The organism is Oryzomicrobium sp. (assembly GCF_036820405.1).
In the GTDB taxonomy this organism is placed as follows: domain Bacteria; phylum Pseudomonadota; class Gammaproteobacteria; order Burkholderiales; family Rhodocyclaceae; genus Oryzomicrobium.
On sequence record NZ_DAISLS010000022.1, the window covers coordinates 1 to 16,023 of the forward strand.

Genomic DNA, 16,023 nt, shown 5'->3' on the forward strand with positions numbered 1-16,023 from the left:
TTCGAGGATGCTCAAAAAGCTTAAGCCGGTGTCAGCCGAACCGGCAGCAGCCCAGCTTGCTTGAGGCCGAGGGCAACGGCGATCTCATGCCCCTTCCCGTACATCCCTTTGCACTGGCCGTTGAGCACCAGATAAACGCGGGCTCGGTCGTAACCCTTTTCCTTTGCCCACTCGGTAATGGTTCGCCCTTCCCGCTTGAACTTCGCTTTCACTTGGTCGGCAGTCATTGGGGTGTTACCTTGCGTTATGTGTTGAAGATGTTGCGTAGATTATATCTACATTTGTAGATGTGCAAGGGGATTTTGTGACGAACTTTGAAAATGGTTTGCTGCGGCTGAAACAGCAGCTTGGGGTTGCCACGGATAAGGAAGCCGCCGAGTTGCTGGGGCTTACAGACAAGGCGCTGAATGCGCGGAAGCGAAGGGATAGCTTTCCGACGAAAGAGGTGTTTGCCCTGGCTGCTTCAAGGCCCACATTGGGGCTTGACCCAGAGTGGATCGTTACTGGCTCCAGCAACAAGATGGAGACATCAGGTAGCCGGGAGGCCAGCCTGTTGCAGTGCTTCCGCAAGCTGAACGACAAGAGCCAGCAGCAGCTCCTTCAAATGGCGCTACTTTGGTCGGGGGAGATGGTGCTGTCGCCGCCTATGAAGGCTGATTCCAAGGCGAAGAAGGGGCGGAAGGAATGAGGTCTATCGTCGCCATCATGTTGCTTACTGCTGCGGCTACAGCCGGAGCAGAACAACTGACGTTTCGGGATCGATACAACGCTGCGGCCGCGGAGATGGTCCCGGTGCTGAAAACGACTGGATGCAAGGCCAAGAAGGCCACTGAAAAAACCATCACGGAATGCGAGCTACAGGCATCAAATGCGCTGCTCACGCTCGACAGCCAGAACAACAGGCTGACCAGTGTTTGGCTGATGTTTGATTCGACCCAGTTGGGCCACCCATCGGACACGGTTAGAGCCGGAGGGATGCTGCTTCGGGCCGCGAGGGGAAGCAGCTACGGTGACTATCTTGCCGTCGCATTGAACGCCTTCGACAAATCGCGCCGCCAGGGCTGGAGCCAGGCATGCGTTGATGACAAGGAGTCGTCATCGCGCTTTTGCGTTTCGGGGAACGAACGAGGGATTTTTAACATCACCATTCGCCCGATCTAGTCATGTTCATTTTCACCAAGGCAGGCCGATCTGCTTACTTGCAATTCGTCCGCAATCTCCCATCTCAGGTGATGCTGTTGGCGCCGTGTATCTTCTTTCCACAGATGGAGAAGTTCAACGACGGCAGGATCACCAACATTGGGCTTGTTCTCCTGTTCTTCGTAATGTTCATCTATGCCGCCGTGGCCAACTGGCTGGAGTTCTATGAACACGACGGGGCCAGCCAGGCGAGGAAAAAAGCTACTGCTGAACTCCGTGAATCCGGTGTTACTGGATGGCGCTTGTTTTTGAAAACCATACGCCACAAGGAATATTTAGGTGTGCTTGTCGCTATGTTGATGGCCTATGGAGGATTTGCCGAAGTCATCTTCATGGTGTTTAAGGCTTACCACCAAAAGTAGCCTCTGCCTCCCTCAGCTGGAAACGTTTCCAGCCTGCCAGCGCCTCGCGCGCCTGCGTAACCTCCGGTTGTCATATCCCATGAACAACCGGAGGTTACGCAATGAAGTCTCCCCGCCTTTTTTGGTGGCTGATCGCCACCGTCCTGCTGCTCGCCGTCATCGGCCTGCTCTACCCGCAGCAACTCCCCGTCAGCCTCTACAAGCTCTCCCTGGTCACCATGGCCGGGGTTGTCGGCTACTGGCTTGACCGCTCCCTTTTTCCCTACGCCCGGCCCGACGCGTTCATGGCCGAAATGGTCGATGGCGAGTCCTGCGACATCGACACGGGGGGCGACTGCAAGCTGATCCCCTTCGGCGATGTCCAGGGCGACTTCGTCTTCGCCATGGCGATGCTGCGCCGGGCGCTGATTGTGGGCGCCGCGATGGTGGCCATCGGCTTAGGGGCCTGAAATGGCTTGGGGCAATTTCTCGAAGGCCCAGCGTCAGGAGTTCCTGGCGACGCTGATCGTCCTGTGCCTTGCCCTGCTCATCCTTTCGTTCTGGTCGATCCCGGCCCAGGCCCAGGATGTTCCCCGCGCCGCGATCAAACACCGAGCCGACCTTGTCCGCGCCGCCCATGCTGCATGGGGCCTGGATGCCCCGGTTGCGGCCTTCGCTGCCCAAATCCACCAGGAGAGCGGCTGGAACCCCGAGGCCGTCTCCCGCGTTGGCGCCGTCGGCATGGCGCAGTTCATGCCGGCCACGGCGCGGTGGTGGTGCGAGGCCAACGGGCTGGCTGCTGCCGAGTGCCAGCCGACAAACCCGACGTGGGCCATGCGGGCGCTGGTGGGCTACGACCGCTGGCTGTTCGACCGGGTGCGCGGCCCGTCCGAGTTCGACCGCCTGTGGGCCGCCCTGCGGGCCTATAACGGCGGGCTGGGCCATTGGCAGCAGGAGGCCGCAACGGTGCGCCCGGCCCTGGATCGGGTGGCGGTTGACAGCGCATGTGGCCATGCCCGACGCCACCCGAGCTTTTGCCCTGAAAACCTGGGCTATCCCCGCCGCATTCTGAACCTGTTGCAGCCCCGCTATCTGGCTTGGGGCCGTGGGGTGTCGGCATGACGCTGCCCATCATCCCGCCGTGGGACAAGCTGCTGGGTGCGGTGCTTCTGTTGGCTGCCGTAGTGGCCGCCATCTACGCCTACGGCCAGCAGCAATTCGGGCTGGGCGAGAAGGCCGAGCGGTCGGCCTGGCTGGGGCGCGAGAACACTGCCCTGACCAGGGCCAACACCCGCATCAAGGAACTGGAAGACCTGGCCCGCGCAAAGGAGCACCAACACGCCCAGGACATGGCCGCTGCATCGGCCCAATATCAGAAGGATTTGAAGCATGAGAAAGCCGCAAAGGACCGCGCTGTTGCTGATCTGCGCTCTGGCGCTCTGCGCCTGCGCATCCCCGTTGCCTGCCCCGAGGGAGCCGGTGGAAGTGGAGCCGCCGCGCCTGGCCCCAGCGCCGGCCGACGTGATGGTGAAACGCGAGCCGAACTTTCTGTCCCGGCTGCTGAATTTCTTGTCGGACTCGCCTCCGAGGCCGACGAAGTAGTGCGCCAGCTGGCCGCTTGCCAGCGTGTCATCGAGAAAGATCGCCAATACCAAGGGGAGCCCCAATGAGCGACACCAAGAGTGCCGAGAACGCGCAGGTCATGCACAGCATCGGTCAGCTGACCGGTGCGGTTCAGGCCATGGCCCAGAACATGCAGTCCATGCACCAAAGCATCACTACTCGCATGGACGACATCAAGCAGGACATCCGGCGCCTGGAGGCCGCACAGTCGGATCGCATGGACCGCATCGAGAACAGTCTCGGCCAGCGGATCGAGAGCCTGGAAAGCAACGTGGGCAAGCGAATCGATGGCCTCGGTACCCGGGTGGCGAATCTTGAGGCCGAGGATAAGCGGCTGATCGAGAAAACCGCCAAGCTCGGCGCCCTCGGCGGCGGGGTCGGCGGTGCGCTGGCTGCTGCTGCCGTCGAAATCATCAAGCGGATGTGACTGATGGCTCATTCTCAGGAGACCCGCGACAAAGTGCGGCAGCTGTATATCGAGGGCATGCCCTTGAATGGCGCCGCCGTCACTTGCGGGGTCAGCTACGACACTGCGCGGGACTGGAAGGCCAAGGCGCAGTCCAAGGGCGACGACTGGGACACGGCCCGGGCTGCCTACCGCATCAGCGAACAGGGCATGGATGACCTGAACAAGCAGCTGGTGGAAGACTTCGCCCGGCAGGTCATCACCACCACCCGCGAGCTGGAGAACTCGACCATCCCGGCGGCCGACAAGGCGACCGTGATTGCGCAGCTGTCCGATGCCTACGCCAAGTTCAGCAAGTCGTTTGCCCGGCTCAATCCGCAGTTCTCCGGACTCTCGGTGGCGCTGGACACGCTCAAGACCATCGCCGACCACCTGCGCTTGCACGATCCCGCCGCTTTGAAGGCGCTACAACCGCACTTTGAAGAGGTCGGGGCCACCCTGGGGAAGCGCTATGGCGGGTAACGACCGGGCGATCAAGGAAGTTCGCAACTGGCGGGAGTTTGAGGACGAACTGGCCAAGCTGGGCGAGGAAATCCGCAACACCATCGAACTGGAGTGCGAGGCTTTCGACACCGACCCGGCAGCCAGTAAGGCGCGGCGGGAGCGGGCCTGGAATGACTACGAGTTCTTCTGCCGCACCTACTTCCCGCACTACGTCCCGACCGCCTTTTTCTCGCTGTTCCAGCAGTTCATCTTCAAGCGCCTGCCGGAGGTCATCGACGGCCCCACGGATGGCCGCGAAGTGCATCAAGCCCCACGGGGTGAGGCCAAATCGACCTACGAGACCCAGCTGGGCAGCTTGTGGTGCATCGTTACGGGCCGAAAGCACATGATCGGCATCATCATGAACACCGAGGAACAGGCCGCAGAAATGCTGGAAAGCATCAAGGCGGAACTGGACACCAATCCGCGCCTGGCGATGGACTTCCCGGAGGCTTGCGGGCGCGGTCGGGTGTGGCAGGCGACGACGATTGTCACGGCCAACAATCGCAAGGTGCGGATCGGCGGCACGGGCAAGAAAATCCGGGGCATGAAGCACGGCCCGCACCGGCCCGACCTGGTCTTCCTTGATGACCTGGAAAACGACGACAACGTGCGGGACAAGGGCCAGCGCGACAAAGTGCAGGACTTCGTGCTGAAAGCTGTCCTCGGCCTGGCCGGGCCGGCCGGTGGCATGGACGTGTTCTGGCCCGGCACCAGCCTTCACTACGACGCTGCGATCAACCGTGTCTCGCGCAAGCCTGGCTGGCGGCGCAAGGTCTTCAAGTCGATCATGCAATGGCCTGACCGCATGGACCTGTGGGACAAGTGGGAAGGCATCTACACCGCCGGAGCCGATGACGAAGAGGCCAAGGAAGCCGCCGAAGCGGAAGCGCTGGCCTTCTACTGGGCGAACAAGGCGGCGATGGACGCCGGGGCCGTGGTGTCCTGGCCAGAAGTGCGCCCCCTGTACCGCCTGATGTGCATGCGGGCGACCGACCACGACGCCTTTAACCAAGAACAGCAGAACGAGGCGGGCAATGACGACACGGCCCCGTTCAAGACCCTGCAATTCTGGGTGGATCGGCGTAACGACTGGCTCTTCTTCGGAGCCATCGACCCCTCTCTGGGCCGGCAGAACAAGGCCCGCGACCCCTCGGCAATCCTGGTGGGTGGACTGAACCGCAACACGATGGTGCTGGACGTGGTGGAGGCGGACATCTGCCGCCGGGTGCCCGACCTCATCATCAGCCGCGCCATCGACCTACAGGTCGAATACCAGTGCCTTCTGTGGTCAGTGGAGGCGGTGGCATTCCAGGAATTTCTCTACACGGAATTGATCAAGCGTGCCGCGTTGCAGGGTATCGCGTTTCCAGCACAGCCTGGGCCGACCGGGCGCGATAAGGACTTGGCGATTCTCTCGCTGCAACCGCATGTGGTGAACGGCAAGCTGCGTCTGCATCGCAGCCATGGTGTGCTGATAGAGCAGCTGAAGTTCTATCCGGAGGCCGACCATGACGATGGCCCGGATGCGCTTGAAATGCTATGGCGGATCGCAACCCAGTTTGCGGGCGAATGGCAATACACGTCGGCGGCGACATCACGCCGGGACCGCCGCAGCACCAGCCGCGTCAGCGGCTACTCTGACGATTGGGACGATGATGATTAACAAGATGAAGGCCGCACTGGCCAAGGTGACCCGTTCCGGGCTGGCCACGTTGCAGGCGGGCGCCCGATCCACCCAGGGCAACAGCCTCAACTATGCCTCGGTGAACACACTGGACCCTTCGCGTCTCGCTGCTGCGTTTGCCGCCGCCGACCAGGGCTTCATCACCGACCAGTCGGCCCTGTTCGAACTGGTGGAAGAGCAAGACCCCCACATCTTCGCCGAGCTGGCCAAGCGGCGTAGGGCGGTGACGGGCCTCGGCTGGCAGCTGCACCCACCCAAAGATTCCAGCCAATCCGAAATCGACCGCACTGAGGAACTGGCGGACATGCTGCGCAGCATCCCGCGCTTCGAAGACGCCCAGTACGACCTCACCGACGCCATCGGCAAGGGCTTCACCGCCCTGGAAATCGATTGGAAGACCGGCAGCACCTGGCTGCCGCAGGCGCTCCACTGGGTGCCGCAGCGCATGTTCCATGTTGATTGGGACACCGGGGCTATCCAGTTCCTCAAGATGGGGCTTCCGGAGCCCCTTCGGCCCTGGGGCTGGGTGGTGCATGAGCACCGGGCGAAGTCCGGCTACATCGAACAAGCCGCGCTGTTCCGGGTGCTGGCCTGGACGTATGCCTACAAGGCGTACAACATCCGCGACATGCAGCGCTTCCTTGAGGTGTACGGCCTGCCGCTGCGCCTGGGAAAGTATCCGGCGGGCATCTCCCCCAAGCAGCGCGACGAACTGCTGAAAGCTGTGCGCAACATCGGCAACGACGGTGCGGGCGTGGTCCCCAGCACCATGTCCATCGACTTCATCCAGGCGACGAAGACCGGCACTGTCGATGACTTCCTGAGCGCGGTCGGCTACTGGGAGCGCAAGCAGTCCATGGCGATCCTAGGCGGGACGCTGACCAGCCAGGCTGATGGCAAGACCAGCACCAACGCCCTGGGCGCGATCCATGACAAGGTTCGGCGCGAAATCATGCTGCACGATGTCCGCCAGATCGAGCCGACCATGAACGGCCAGGTTGTGCGCCCGGTGGCGCTCATCAACGGCATGTTCCCGGCGGATAGGCTACCGACCTTCGGCTACCAGACCGAAGAAACGGTCGATCAGGCCAAGATGGTTGATGTCCTGGTCAAGGCTGCCGACGTGGGCATGGAGATCGACGTGGAGTGGGCACACCAGACCATGCAGATTCCCCGCGCCGCCAAGGGGGCCAAGCTGCTGGTGGCGTCCGGCAAGCCGACCACGTCGCCCGCCGATGCCGCCCTGGTGCGCCTGGCGGCGCTGGCCAAGGCCGGAGAGCAGGACATCACCGGCCCCTATGCCGCCCAGCTGGCCGCCCTGTGCGCCCCGCATGAGCAGGCCCTTATCCAGCAGATTTCCGCCATCGTCGCCGAGGCTGGCGACTACGACGAAGCACTGGCCGGGATCGAAGCCTTGAAGTCGAACAACCCGAAGTGGGCGGAAGCCATGGCACTGGGCATGGCGGCGGCGGACCTAGCCGGCCGGGCTGATATCGGGGGTGAAAAGTGACTTCGCGCAAGGTTACGGAACGCGATTTCCGCATGCCTGAATTCAGGGACGCAAACCCTGATGATTACGAGTTTCGGTCGGACGGGAAGATCGTCCGCAAAGACCGATGGGAGCAAGGAATACATAGCATTCGGTGTTCTCTTGGCGACAACCGGCGAGAGTTTGAAATCGCCGACATCGTGGAGGCGGTTCGCGCTCTGGTGGCGACTGTTCCTCCACCTCCCGAGGATGATGGGGGGGAAGACTAGGAATGCCTGCATCACCCGCCCAGCTTCCGTTCGCCGAAGCCATCGACTTCTTCAAGCAGAAAATCCGCCTGCCTTCATCGGGCTGGACGGACATCTGGCAGGAGCAGCACAGCCATGGTTTTGTTGTGGCCGGTGCGGCCCATGATGACCTTGTGGAAGACTTCTACAACGCCATCCGCCAGGCCAAGGAATCGGGTACCGGCTACGCGGCCTTCCGCAAGCAGTTCGACCAGATCGTGGCGAAGCACGGCTGGGCCTACAACGGCACCCCGGGCTGGCGCAGCAAGGTCATCTACGACACAAACGTCACCCAGGCGTACAACGCGGGTCGGGAAAAGCAGATGATGGCGGTGAAGCACCTTCGCCCCTATGGTCTCTACCGACACACCAGTACTGAGCATCCGCGCCTCAATCACTTGGCTTTGGATGGCCTGATCCTTCCCCTGGATGATCCCTGGTGGGATACCTACTCACCTCAGAATGGGTGGGGGTGCAAGTGCAAGAAATACTCCCTGAGAGGCCCAGCGTGAGTGGGAGAAGCGTGGGAAGACCGGCCCCGACGAAGCGCCGCCGATAGAAATGGAAAAGCGCATCATCGGGAAGAACGGCAGCAATCCGCGAGAGGTATGGGTGCCGAAAGGTATCGACCCCGGCTTCGCATACAACCCGGGCAAGGCATGGATGGAACCGCATACCGTGCCGCCGTTGCAAGGCTACGACGCAGTGCTGAAAGAGCGCGGGACACCTTGGCCGACGGGCTTCACGCCGCCGCCGGTCCCCAAGCCCACCCCGGTGCCGAAAAGTGCGTTGCTGCCGCCCAACACGTACCCCGACGTGGCCGTTGCGGACTTCCTGGATGTCTTCGGCGCCACCATGGAGGAAGGCGCGGCATTCACCGATGCCGCAGGCAGCACCCTGGCCATCAGCAAGGCGCTTTTCCAGGACGGCGCGGGGGAATTCAAGTGGCTGTCGAAGCCCGGCAAGGCCGTCCGTCTGGAGTACGTCAATCTTCTGGCCATGACGCTGATCGAGCCGGACGAAATCTGGTGGGTATGGGTGAAGGACCACGGCGAGAAAGGCCGGTGGCGTCTCAAGCGCCGGTATCTGCGGGCCTTCGATGTTGAGGGAATGGACGAGTTCGGCGTGGCGGTCTTCGAGTGGGGGAAAACCGGCTGGACTGGCTCCACCGCCTTCATGGGCACCCAGAAAACCGAGGCCGCCCGGGAGGCGTATTTCGATAAACAGCGGGCTGGTCGCTTGGTGTACCGCAAATAAAAACGCGGCCTCATCAGGGGCCGCGTTTGTGTGGCTCGGATACTGTGCAGTAGCGCCGAAGCGCAGTCTGACCTAACCACGGACTCAGGATATGCAATTCACCATCGAATTTCAAGCGGATCACCTTGGCCGCGCCTTGGAGGCTGTCCGCAAGGAAATCGCAACGCCCCAGGAGATGCTGGGCAGCTTCGGCGAGGCGCTGCTGTTTGCAAACCAGGAGCGTCATCGGCAAGGGCTAGACCCTGATGGGAACCCCTGGAAAGAACTCGCCCAATCCACCCTTGCCGCCGGGAAGCGCAAGGGGGGACCGCTCAACAGAAGCGGCAGGATGCTGGCCAGTTTCCATTACCAGGTTCAAGGCGACTCCCTACGCCTAGGCTTCGACGATGGAGATGGCTTCCCGGCCAAATTTCACCAGGACGGTTCACGCGCCCATGTAATCTCAGCCAAGAAGGTGAAGGCGCTCAACATCGGGGGGATTTTCCGGAAGCGGGTCAACCACCCGGGCCTACCGGCGCGTCGCCTTGTCGGTTTCCCGTTGAGTGACCAGCAGCTGGTGGTCGATGTTGCTGCTGACCATCTGACCGCAGTTATAAACCGGGTTCGATGACCAATTAAACGGACTTCGAACTGGGGGAATTTCCGTATCGTCCTGCGCTATTTCCCGCAGTTTCCCCCAAAATCTCCCGTACTTTTTCCCCGCAGCTGTCCGGAAATCAGAGTTTCAGTGCTTTGGGCCACTTCCCAGTAACGGTGGGCTTTTTGGGCCAATTTCCCTGCCGTTCACCTGTCCGGTTTCTCCCCCCTCCCTACTGGTTCGCACCGGGGGGATTTTTGCATCGCTTGCTCCGACCCGCCGTCAGGCGTGGGTCGGGCGGGCAATGGCCGTTCTCACCACAGCTTCCACCAGGGCACCTTGCGGTCCAGGCCCTGGGCGTAATAGGTGCTGTTGGGGAAGTTCTTCTTCATCACCCGTTCCGCGTCGTCGCGCAGGTCGGTCATGCCCATGCTGTCGTAGCCCTTGACCATGATGAACAGGGCTTCCTCGATGGCCGGTGCGTCGGGATAGTTGAGCACCGCCGACTGGGCCCGGTTCACCGCCGCCAGGTAGGCGCCCCGCTTCATGTAGTAGCGGGCCACGTGCACCTCGTTGGAGGCCATGGCGTTCACCAGGTACTTCATGCGCAGCACCGCGTCCTGGGTGTACTTGCTGTCGGGGAAGCGGATCGCCAGCTGGCGGAAGGCGTCGAAGGCCTCGCGCATGCCCTTGGGGTCGCGCTCGGTCTCGTCCTGCATGCTGACGTGGCCCATCACCCCCAGGTCGTCGTTAAAGCTGGCCAGACCCTTCAGGTAATACATGTAATCCACGTTGGGGTGGCTGGGGTGGAGCTTGATGAAGCGGTCGCAGGCGGCGATGGCCGACGCCTGTTCGCCGCTCTTGAAGTAGGCGTAGGCCACTTCGATCTGGGCCTGCTGGGCGTAGCGGCCGTAGGGGTAGCGGGCCTCGAGCTTCTCGAACAGCTTGATCGCCTTGTCCCAGGCGCCGTCGTTCATGGAATCCTTGGCTTCGCTATAGAGCTTGTTGGCCGACCAGCCCAGGGTCTCGTCCTTCACTTCGGGCAGCAGGCCGCAGCCGGCGGTGAGGCTGGCCAGGGCCACCAGGGCGACGGCCGCCATCCGGGCCAGGGATTTTGTCGTTACACTCCGGGCCATGTGTTCCACGCGTTCCACTAAATTGAGCCTTTCCGAGAATTCCCGAGAGCCGCATCCCGCCGAAGGCGAGGGGAGCGGCCAGCCGATTGAAGATCGCGGCGATTATAGCGCAGCCCCGCTGCTGGCCGAGGATGAGGACGACGATGCCGATGGCGCCGCCGCCATCGTCCCCGCCAATGCCGGCGCCAGCGAGGCCACGGCCCTGACCATTCCGCCGGAATGCGCCGGCCAGCGCCTCGACCAGGCCCTGGCCCGGCTGCTGCCCCAGCACTCCCGGGGCCGCCTGCAAGCCTGGATCAAGGAGGGCCTGGCGACCCTGGACGGGGTCACGGTGGACGAGCCCAAACGCAAGGTGCGGGGCGGCGAGGCCCTGCGCCTGGCGGCCGCGCCCCTGCCCGAGCAGCAGGCGTTCGCTCCCGAGGCGATTCCCCTGGCGGTGGTGTACGAGGACGCCCACCTGCTGGTGGTGGACAAGCCCGCCGGGCTGGTGGTCCATCCGGCCGCCGGCAACTGGAGCGGCACCCTGCTCAACGCCCTGCTGCACCACCACCCCGGCGCCGCCGCCCTGCCCCGGGCGGGCATCGTGCACCGCCTGGACAAAGAAACCTCGGGGCTGATGGTGGTGGCCAAGACCCTGGAAGCCCAGACCGACCTGGTGCGCCAGCTCCAGGCCCGCACCGTCAAACGGGAATACGCCGCCCTGGCGAAAGGGGCGATTGGCGCGGGGGGCACGGTGAACGCTCCCATCGGCCGCCATCCCACCCAACGGATCAAGATGGCGGTGGTGCCCGGCGGCAAGCCCGGCATCACCCATTACCGGGTGCTGGAGCGCCTGCCCGGCGCCACCCTGGTGGAGTGCTCCCTGGAAACCGGGCGCACCCACCAGATCCGGGTGCATCTGGCCCACATCGGCCACCCCCTGGTGGGGGACCCGGTCTACGGTACCGGCCAGGGCCGGGCCAACCTGCCCGCCGCCGCCCGGGATTTTCCCCGCCAGGCCCTGCACGCCCGGCGCCTGGGGCTGATCCATCCCGCCACCGGCCAGCCCATGGCCTGGGAGAGCCCCTTGCCCGACGACTTCACCGCCTTGCTGGAGGCCCTGCGCCATGCCGCACCCTGAAGGATTCGCACCGGACTGGCCGGCCCCCGCCAACGTCCATGCCTGGCAGACGACCCGCCACGGTGGGGTCAGCGCCGCTCCCTACGCCAGCCTCAACCTGGGCGACCACGTGGGCGACGACCCCCGGGCGGTGCTCGCCAACCGCCAGGCGGTGTCGGTACACGCCAGGCTGCCGGCCGAGCCCCTGTGGCTGACCCAGGTGCACGGTACCCGGGTGGCCGTGGCCGGGCAGGATGCCCAAGGCTGCGAGGCGGACGCGGCCCTGGCCCGCTCGGTGGCGGGGGGCGGCGGCGTGGCGGCGATCATGACCGCCGACTGCCTGCCGGTGCTGTTCTGCGACGAGGCCGGCACCGTGGTGGCGGCGGCCCACGCCGGCTGGCGGGGCCTGGCCGGGGGCGTGCTCGAAGCGACGGTGGCGGCCATGGGCGCGGCACCGGAACGGGTGCTGGCCTGGCTGGGGCCGGCCATCGGCCCCACGGCCTTCGAGGTCGGCGACGAGGTCCGCGCCGCCTTCGTCGGCCAGGACGGGGATGCGGCGGCGGCCTTCGCCCCCGGGGCCCCGGGCAAGTGGCTGGCAAACCTGTACGCCCTGGCCCGGCTGCGCCTGGGGCGGATCGGGGTGACCCGCGTCTATGGCGGCGGGGAATGCACCTTCGGCCAGGTGGACCGCTATTTTTCCTACCGCCGCGAGGCGCGCACTGGGCGCATGGCCAGCTTGATCTGGCTGGATTGAACCGGACTCATCCTCCGGCGGCCGGTGCGCGAGGCCGTCCTGTCCGGGCCGCGGCATCGTCCGCCAGCCTCATCGTGTCAGCCGGCCGCGCCCGCCGGCGGCCCCACCGGGGAAAGGTAGGCGGCTAACAAATACGCCGAGGGGGCGGAACAGGGCGGGTATAATCCCAGGCTTTTTCCGCGTCGCCACCATGTCTTCCCTGGGCTGGATCCTTACCCTGAGCTTTGCCGGCGGCATCCTGTCGGTCATTGCGGCGGCCCTCATCGGCATGGGCACCCGGGCCTCGGCCGTTCCCCACCTGATCTCCTACGCCATCGGCGCCCTGCTCGGCGCGGTGTTCCTGGAAATCCTGCCCCACGCCATCGAAAACACCCGGGACGTCCATGGGCTGGCAGCCACCGTGCTGGGCGGCATCCTGCTCTTCTTCATCCTGGAAAAACTGGTCCTGTGGCGCCACTGCCACGGCCACGCCACCGGCCACGACTGCGAGGCCCACGATCCGGCCGTTTCCCACCACGGCCACGGGCACGACCATGGCCGCTCTGGCCTGCTGATCCTGATCGGCGACACCTTCCACAACTTCGTCGACGGCATCCTGATCGCCGCCGCCTTTCTGGAAAACCCGTCGGTGGGCCTGGTCACGGCCTTCGCCATCATCGCCCACGAGATTCCCCAGGAACTGGGCGACTTCGTCGTCCTGATCCACTCCGGCTACAGCCGTGCCAAGGCCCTGTGGTTCAACATCCTGTCCGGCGTGGCCACCATGATCGGCGCCCTGCTGGCCTACTACGCCCTGTCCGAAGTGCAGGAGTGGGTGCCCTCGCTCCTCGCCCTGGCGGCGGCGAGCATGCTCTACGTGGCGGTGGCCGACCTGATCCCGGGGCTGCACCGCCGGCCCGAGATCAAGGCCACCTTGCAGCAGGTGCTGCTGATCGGCGCGGGCATCGGCTCCATCGCCCTGGTGCGCGTCTTCGTCGACCACGCGTGAGGCACGGCGGCGGATTCGGACATTCCGGACCGCCGCGGCATTGCCGGTAGCGCGCTTTCTGCGGCCCGTTGGTCCTGCCGGCCTAGGCCGGGCCGATCTTCTTCCCAATCGAATGCTGCCGTCCGGCTGGGGCGGGCTCAGGCGCCTCGGGTGTTTAGGCGTTGCCGTCCCGAGATTCGTCCGGAGCGTCGTTCCGGGCCGCCCGCTCGGCCATCATCTCCTGGTAGCGGCGGCGTTGCCGGCGGACCTTGCTGCCGGCGAAATACAGGATCAGCCCGCAAGGCAGGGCGCCAAAGAGCAGGAAGGTCATGATGCCGCCCACCACGCTCGGTTCGGTGAAGGCGGCCAGGGTGGCCACGTACAGCCAGCCGATGACGACGATGAGAGTGACGGACATCTGGTGTTCTGCGTGTGATCGGTGGGAAGGTGCGCCCCTGTGCGGCCGAGCGGCGCATGCCGCGTGAGGGGTGGGCGGCGGGACGGCCGCGCAGCCAACGGGCTGCCGGGCGAGGGGGGATTATAGCCGCCCCGGATGCCCGGTCCGTGGCTCCTGTCGCGGCTTTTGGCCTTTTGTCTCGATTTCCGGACGATAGCCATTGACACGCTTCGGGCGGGCTATGCAGAATGAAATTCCTGCCCCGCACCCTCCGTGCGGGCCCTCAGCCGGAGCGAATCGATGTTCAAAGGGCCGGAAGGTTTTCCGTTTGCCATGCCGCCGTTCCAACAATGGAGCCAGGTCGCGACACAGCAATTGCAAACCCTGCTGACGTCCCAGGCGGGGGGAGGGGAGGGGGCCGAAGCGGCCCCGCGCTGGCCCGAGGCCGAGGCCTTGGCCGCCCTGCAAAAAGACCATCTGGAGCGCCACGCCCGCCTGTGGCAATCCATGCTGGCCACTTCCGCCGGCAAACCCGAGGCCGAGCCCTACCGGGTCGAGGCCGAACCCGGCGACCGGCGCTTCGCCGCGCCGGAATGGGCGGAAAGCCCGCTCTTCGATTACCTGCGCCAAGCCTACCTGCTCAATGCCCGCTTCGTCCGGGAACTGGTGGAACTGGTGCCCACCGACGACGAGAAGGCCAAGAACAAGCTGCGCTTCATGGCCCGCCAGTACGCCGACGCCCTGGCGCCGTCCAACTTTGCCGCCACCAACCCGGAATTCGTCAAGCAGGCCCTGGCCACCAACGGGGCCAGCATCACCACCGGCATCCGCAACCTGATCGGCGACCTGGAAAAGGGCCGCATCTCCATGACCGACGAGTCGGTCTTCGAGGTGGGCAAGAACATCGCCACCAGCGAGGGCAGCGTCGTCTTCGAGAACGAACTGATCCAGCTGATCCAGTACAAGCCCCTCACCGCCAAGGTGGGCAAGCGGCCGCTGCTGATCGTGCCGCCCTGCATCAACAAGTACTACATTCTCGACCTGCAGCCGGACAATTCCCTGGTGCGCTTCGCCGTGGAACAGGGGCACACCGTGTTCCTTGTCTCCTGGCGCAACCCCAAGGCCGACCTGGGGCACTTCTCCTGGAACGACTACCTGGAAAAGGGCCCCATCGCCGCCATCGAGGCGGTGCGCGGCGTCGCCAAGGTGCGGGAATTCAACGTGCTCGGCTTCTGCGTCGGCGGCACCCTGCTGACCTCGGCCCTGGCTGTGCTCAAGGCCCGGGGCGATAGCCCGGCCACCTCCCTGACTCTGCTCACCACCTTCCTCGATTTTTCCGATACCGGCGACCTGGCCCACTTCGTGGACGACCGGCTGATCTCCACTTGGGAGGCCACCATCGGCCGGGGCGGCCTGCTTTCGGCCCGGGAGCTGTCCACCACCTTCTCGGCGCTGCGTCCCAACGACCTGATCTGGAACTACGTCGCCAACAACTACCTGAAGGGCCAGAAGCCGGCCGCCTTCGACCTGCTTTACTGGAACAGCGATTCCACCAACCTGCCGGGCCCCATGGCCTGTTGGTACCTGCGCAACATGTACCGGGACAACGCCCTGCGGGTGCCGGGCAAGCTCGACATGTGCGGCGTCAAGGTGGACCTGGGCAAGCTCGACATGCCGGTCTACATCCTGGCCACCCGGGAAGACCACATCGTTCCCTGGCAGTCCTCCTTCCAGAGCACCCGCCTCCTGTCCGGGCCGAAGCGCTTCGTCCTGGGGGCCTCGGGCCATATCGCCGGCGTGGTAAACCCGGCGTCAAAAAACAAGCGTAGCTTCTGGAAGAGCGACGACCTTTCCGCCGACGCCCTGGGTTGGCTGGCCGGCGCCACCGAGCACAAGGGCAGCTGGTGGCTCGACTGGGCCGACTGGCTGGCCGACTTCAAGGGGGGCGAAAAGGCAGCGCCCAAGAAGGCCGGCGGCAACGGCTACGCCGAAATCGAGCCGGCCCCCGGGCGCTACGTCAAGGAAAAGGCCTGATTTCAGCCTCGGTTCGGCCCGATCCGGGCCGACGCCACCCGATTTGAAGTTTTTCCCGACCCCGGCGCGCCCGGGGGCGGGAGCCGCAGTACGCCGGCGGCCCGCGAGGGCCGCGGCAATGAGCAGTGCAGATGGGATGAACCTATAACCAAGGAAGGAAATGCAATGACGCAACGCATCGCACTCGTCACTGGCGCCATGGGCGGCATCGGCTCGGCGGTCTGCC

20 protein-coding genes are annotated in these 16,023 nt (G+C 64.5%); 17 read left to right on the forward strand and 3 right to left on the reverse strand.

Features of this window, described 5'->3' with window-relative positions:
• Window positions 1-20: 20 nt before the first annotated feature.
• A complete protein-coding gene (locus tag V7Z98_RS17405) occupies window positions 21-227 on the reverse strand; it encodes a DNA-binding protein (RefSeq protein ID WP_334159350.1) in 207 nt (68 codons plus the stop codon).
• Between the two features lie 77 nt (window positions 228-304).
• Between V7Z98_RS17405 and V7Z98_RS17410 the strand changes: the two genes are divergently transcribed.
• From V7Z98_RS17410 to V7Z98_RS17470, 13 genes are all read left to right on the forward strand, one after another.
• Complete coding sequence (locus V7Z98_RS17410; RefSeq protein ID WP_334159351.1) at window positions 305-688, forward strand: helix-turn-helix domain-containing protein; 384 nt, start codon at window positions 305-307, stop codon at window positions 686-688.
• Window positions 685-1,161, forward strand: coding sequence for a hypothetical protein (locus tag V7Z98_RS17415; protein ID WP_334159352.1), 477 nt, complete (start codon window positions 685-687; stop codon window positions 1,159-1,161). Before V7Z98_RS17410 ends, V7Z98_RS17415 begins: the two co-directional genes overlap by 4 nt.
• A gap of 2 nt (window positions 1,162-1,163) precedes the next feature.
• On the forward strand, window positions 1,164-1,562 hold the full coding sequence (locus V7Z98_RS17420; RefSeq protein WP_334159354.1) for a hypothetical protein: 399 nt from the start codon (window positions 1,164-1,166) through the stop codon (window positions 1,560-1,562).
• 101 nt (window positions 1,563-1,663) lie between these two features.
• Window positions 1,664-2,011, forward strand: coding sequence for a putative holin (locus V7Z98_RS17425; RefSeq protein ID WP_334159355.1), 348 nt, complete (start codon window positions 1,664-1,666; stop codon window positions 2,009-2,011).
• 1 nt (window position 2,012) lies between these two features.
• Complete coding sequence (locus V7Z98_RS17430; RefSeq protein ID WP_334159356.1) at window positions 2,013-2,663, forward strand: transglycosylase SLT domain-containing protein; 651 nt, start codon at window positions 2,013-2,015, stop codon at window positions 2,661-2,663.
• Complete coding sequence (locus tag V7Z98_RS17435) at window positions 2,660-3,211, forward strand: lysis system i-spanin subunit Rz (protein ID WP_334159357.1); 552 nt, start codon at window positions 2,660-2,662, stop codon at window positions 3,209-3,211. Before V7Z98_RS17430 ends, V7Z98_RS17435 begins: the two co-directional genes overlap by 4 nt.
• Complete coding sequence (locus V7Z98_RS17440) at window positions 3,208-3,591, forward strand: hypothetical protein (RefSeq protein WP_334159358.1); 384 nt, start codon at window positions 3,208-3,210, stop codon at window positions 3,589-3,591. The genes V7Z98_RS17435 and V7Z98_RS17440 overlap by 4 nt, the downstream gene beginning before the upstream one ends.
• Before the next feature lie 3 nt (window positions 3,592-3,594).
• On the forward strand, window positions 3,595-4,092 hold the full coding sequence (locus V7Z98_RS17445) for a DUF1804 family protein (RefSeq protein WP_334159359.1): 498 nt from the start codon (window positions 3,595-3,597) through the stop codon (window positions 4,090-4,092).
• Window positions 4,082-5,779 carry a phage terminase large subunit gene (gene terL, locus V7Z98_RS17450; RefSeq protein ID WP_334159360.1) on the forward strand — a complete coding sequence of 566 codons (1,698 nt, stop codon included), beginning with the start codon at window positions 4,082-4,084 and terminating at the stop codon, window positions 5,777-5,779. Before V7Z98_RS17445 ends, terL begins: the two co-directional genes overlap by 11 nt.
• Complete coding sequence (locus V7Z98_RS17455; RefSeq protein WP_334159362.1) at window positions 5,769-7,310, forward strand: DUF935 domain-containing protein; 1,542 nt, start codon at window positions 5,769-5,771, stop codon at window positions 7,308-7,310. Before terL ends, V7Z98_RS17455 begins: the two co-directional genes overlap by 11 nt.
• Before the next feature lie 250 nt (window positions 7,311-7,560).
• The gene (locus tag V7Z98_RS17460; RefSeq protein ID WP_334159364.1) at window positions 7,561-8,088 is read left to right on the forward strand and encodes a phage head morphogenesis protein; all 528 of its coding nucleotides are present in this window, start codon (window positions 7,561-7,563) and stop codon (window positions 8,086-8,088) included.
• A 49-nt stretch (window positions 8,089-8,137) separates the two neighbouring features.
• The gene (locus V7Z98_RS17465; RefSeq protein WP_334159365.1) at window positions 8,138-8,833 is read left to right on the forward strand and encodes a PBECR2 nuclease fold domain-containing protein; all 696 of its coding nucleotides are present in this window, start codon (window positions 8,138-8,140) and stop codon (window positions 8,831-8,833) included.
• Window positions 8,834-8,924: 91 nt separating this feature from the next.
• Entirely contained in the window at window positions 8,925-9,443 is a 519-nt protein-coding gene (locus V7Z98_RS17470) for a phage virion morphogenesis protein (RefSeq protein ID WP_334159367.1), read from the forward strand.
• Between the two features lie 281 nt (window positions 9,444-9,724).
• Here the strand turns inward: V7Z98_RS17470 and V7Z98_RS17475 are convergent, their stop codons facing one another.
• Window positions 9,725-10,546: an outer membrane protein assembly factor BamD gene (locus V7Z98_RS17475; RefSeq protein ID WP_293264744.1), complete on the reverse strand. Its 822-nt coding sequence runs from the start codon at window positions 10,544-10,546 to the stop codon at window positions 9,725-9,727.
• Window positions 10,547-10,709: 163 nt separating this feature from the next.
• Here V7Z98_RS17475 and rluD point away from each other — a divergent pair, with 163 nt between their 5' ends.
• The 3 genes from rluD (at window position 10,710) to V7Z98_RS17490 (ending at window position 13,387) form a co-directional block, all read left to right on the forward strand.
• Window positions 10,710-11,666, forward strand: coding sequence for a 23S rRNA pseudouridine(1911/1915/1917) synthase RluD (gene rluD, locus V7Z98_RS17480; protein ID WP_334159369.1), 957 nt, complete (start codon window positions 10,710-10,712; stop codon window positions 11,664-11,666).
• Window positions 11,653-12,399 (forward strand): peptidoglycan editing factor PgeF, encoded by a 747-nt coding sequence (pgeF, locus tag V7Z98_RS17485; RefSeq protein WP_293264742.1) that lies wholly within the window; start codon window positions 11,653-11,655, stop codon window positions 12,397-12,399. The genes rluD and pgeF overlap by 14 nt, the downstream gene beginning before the upstream one ends.
• A 190-nt stretch (window positions 12,400-12,589) precedes the next feature.
• Window positions 12,590-13,387: a ZIP family metal transporter gene (locus V7Z98_RS17490; RefSeq protein WP_293264740.1), complete on the forward strand. Its 798-nt coding sequence runs from the start codon at window positions 12,590-12,592 to the stop codon at window positions 13,385-13,387.
• A gap of 154 nt (window positions 13,388-13,541) precedes the next feature.
• On the opposite strand, the gene V7Z98_RS17495 is transcribed toward V7Z98_RS17490, so the two are convergent.
• Window positions 13,542-13,784: a hypothetical protein gene (locus tag V7Z98_RS17495; protein WP_293264738.1), complete on the reverse strand. Its 243-nt coding sequence runs from the start codon at window positions 13,782-13,784 to the stop codon at window positions 13,542-13,544.
• Window positions 13,785-14,063: 279 nt separating this feature from the next.
• Here V7Z98_RS17495 and phaC point away from each other — a divergent pair, with 279 nt between their 5' ends.
• Window positions 14,064-15,797 (forward strand): class I poly(R)-hydroxyalkanoic acid synthase, encoded by a 1,734-nt coding sequence (gene phaC / locus V7Z98_RS17500; protein ID WP_442951859.1) that lies wholly within the window; start codon window positions 14,064-14,066, stop codon window positions 15,795-15,797.
• Window positions 15,798-16,023 lie beyond the last annotated feature (226 nt).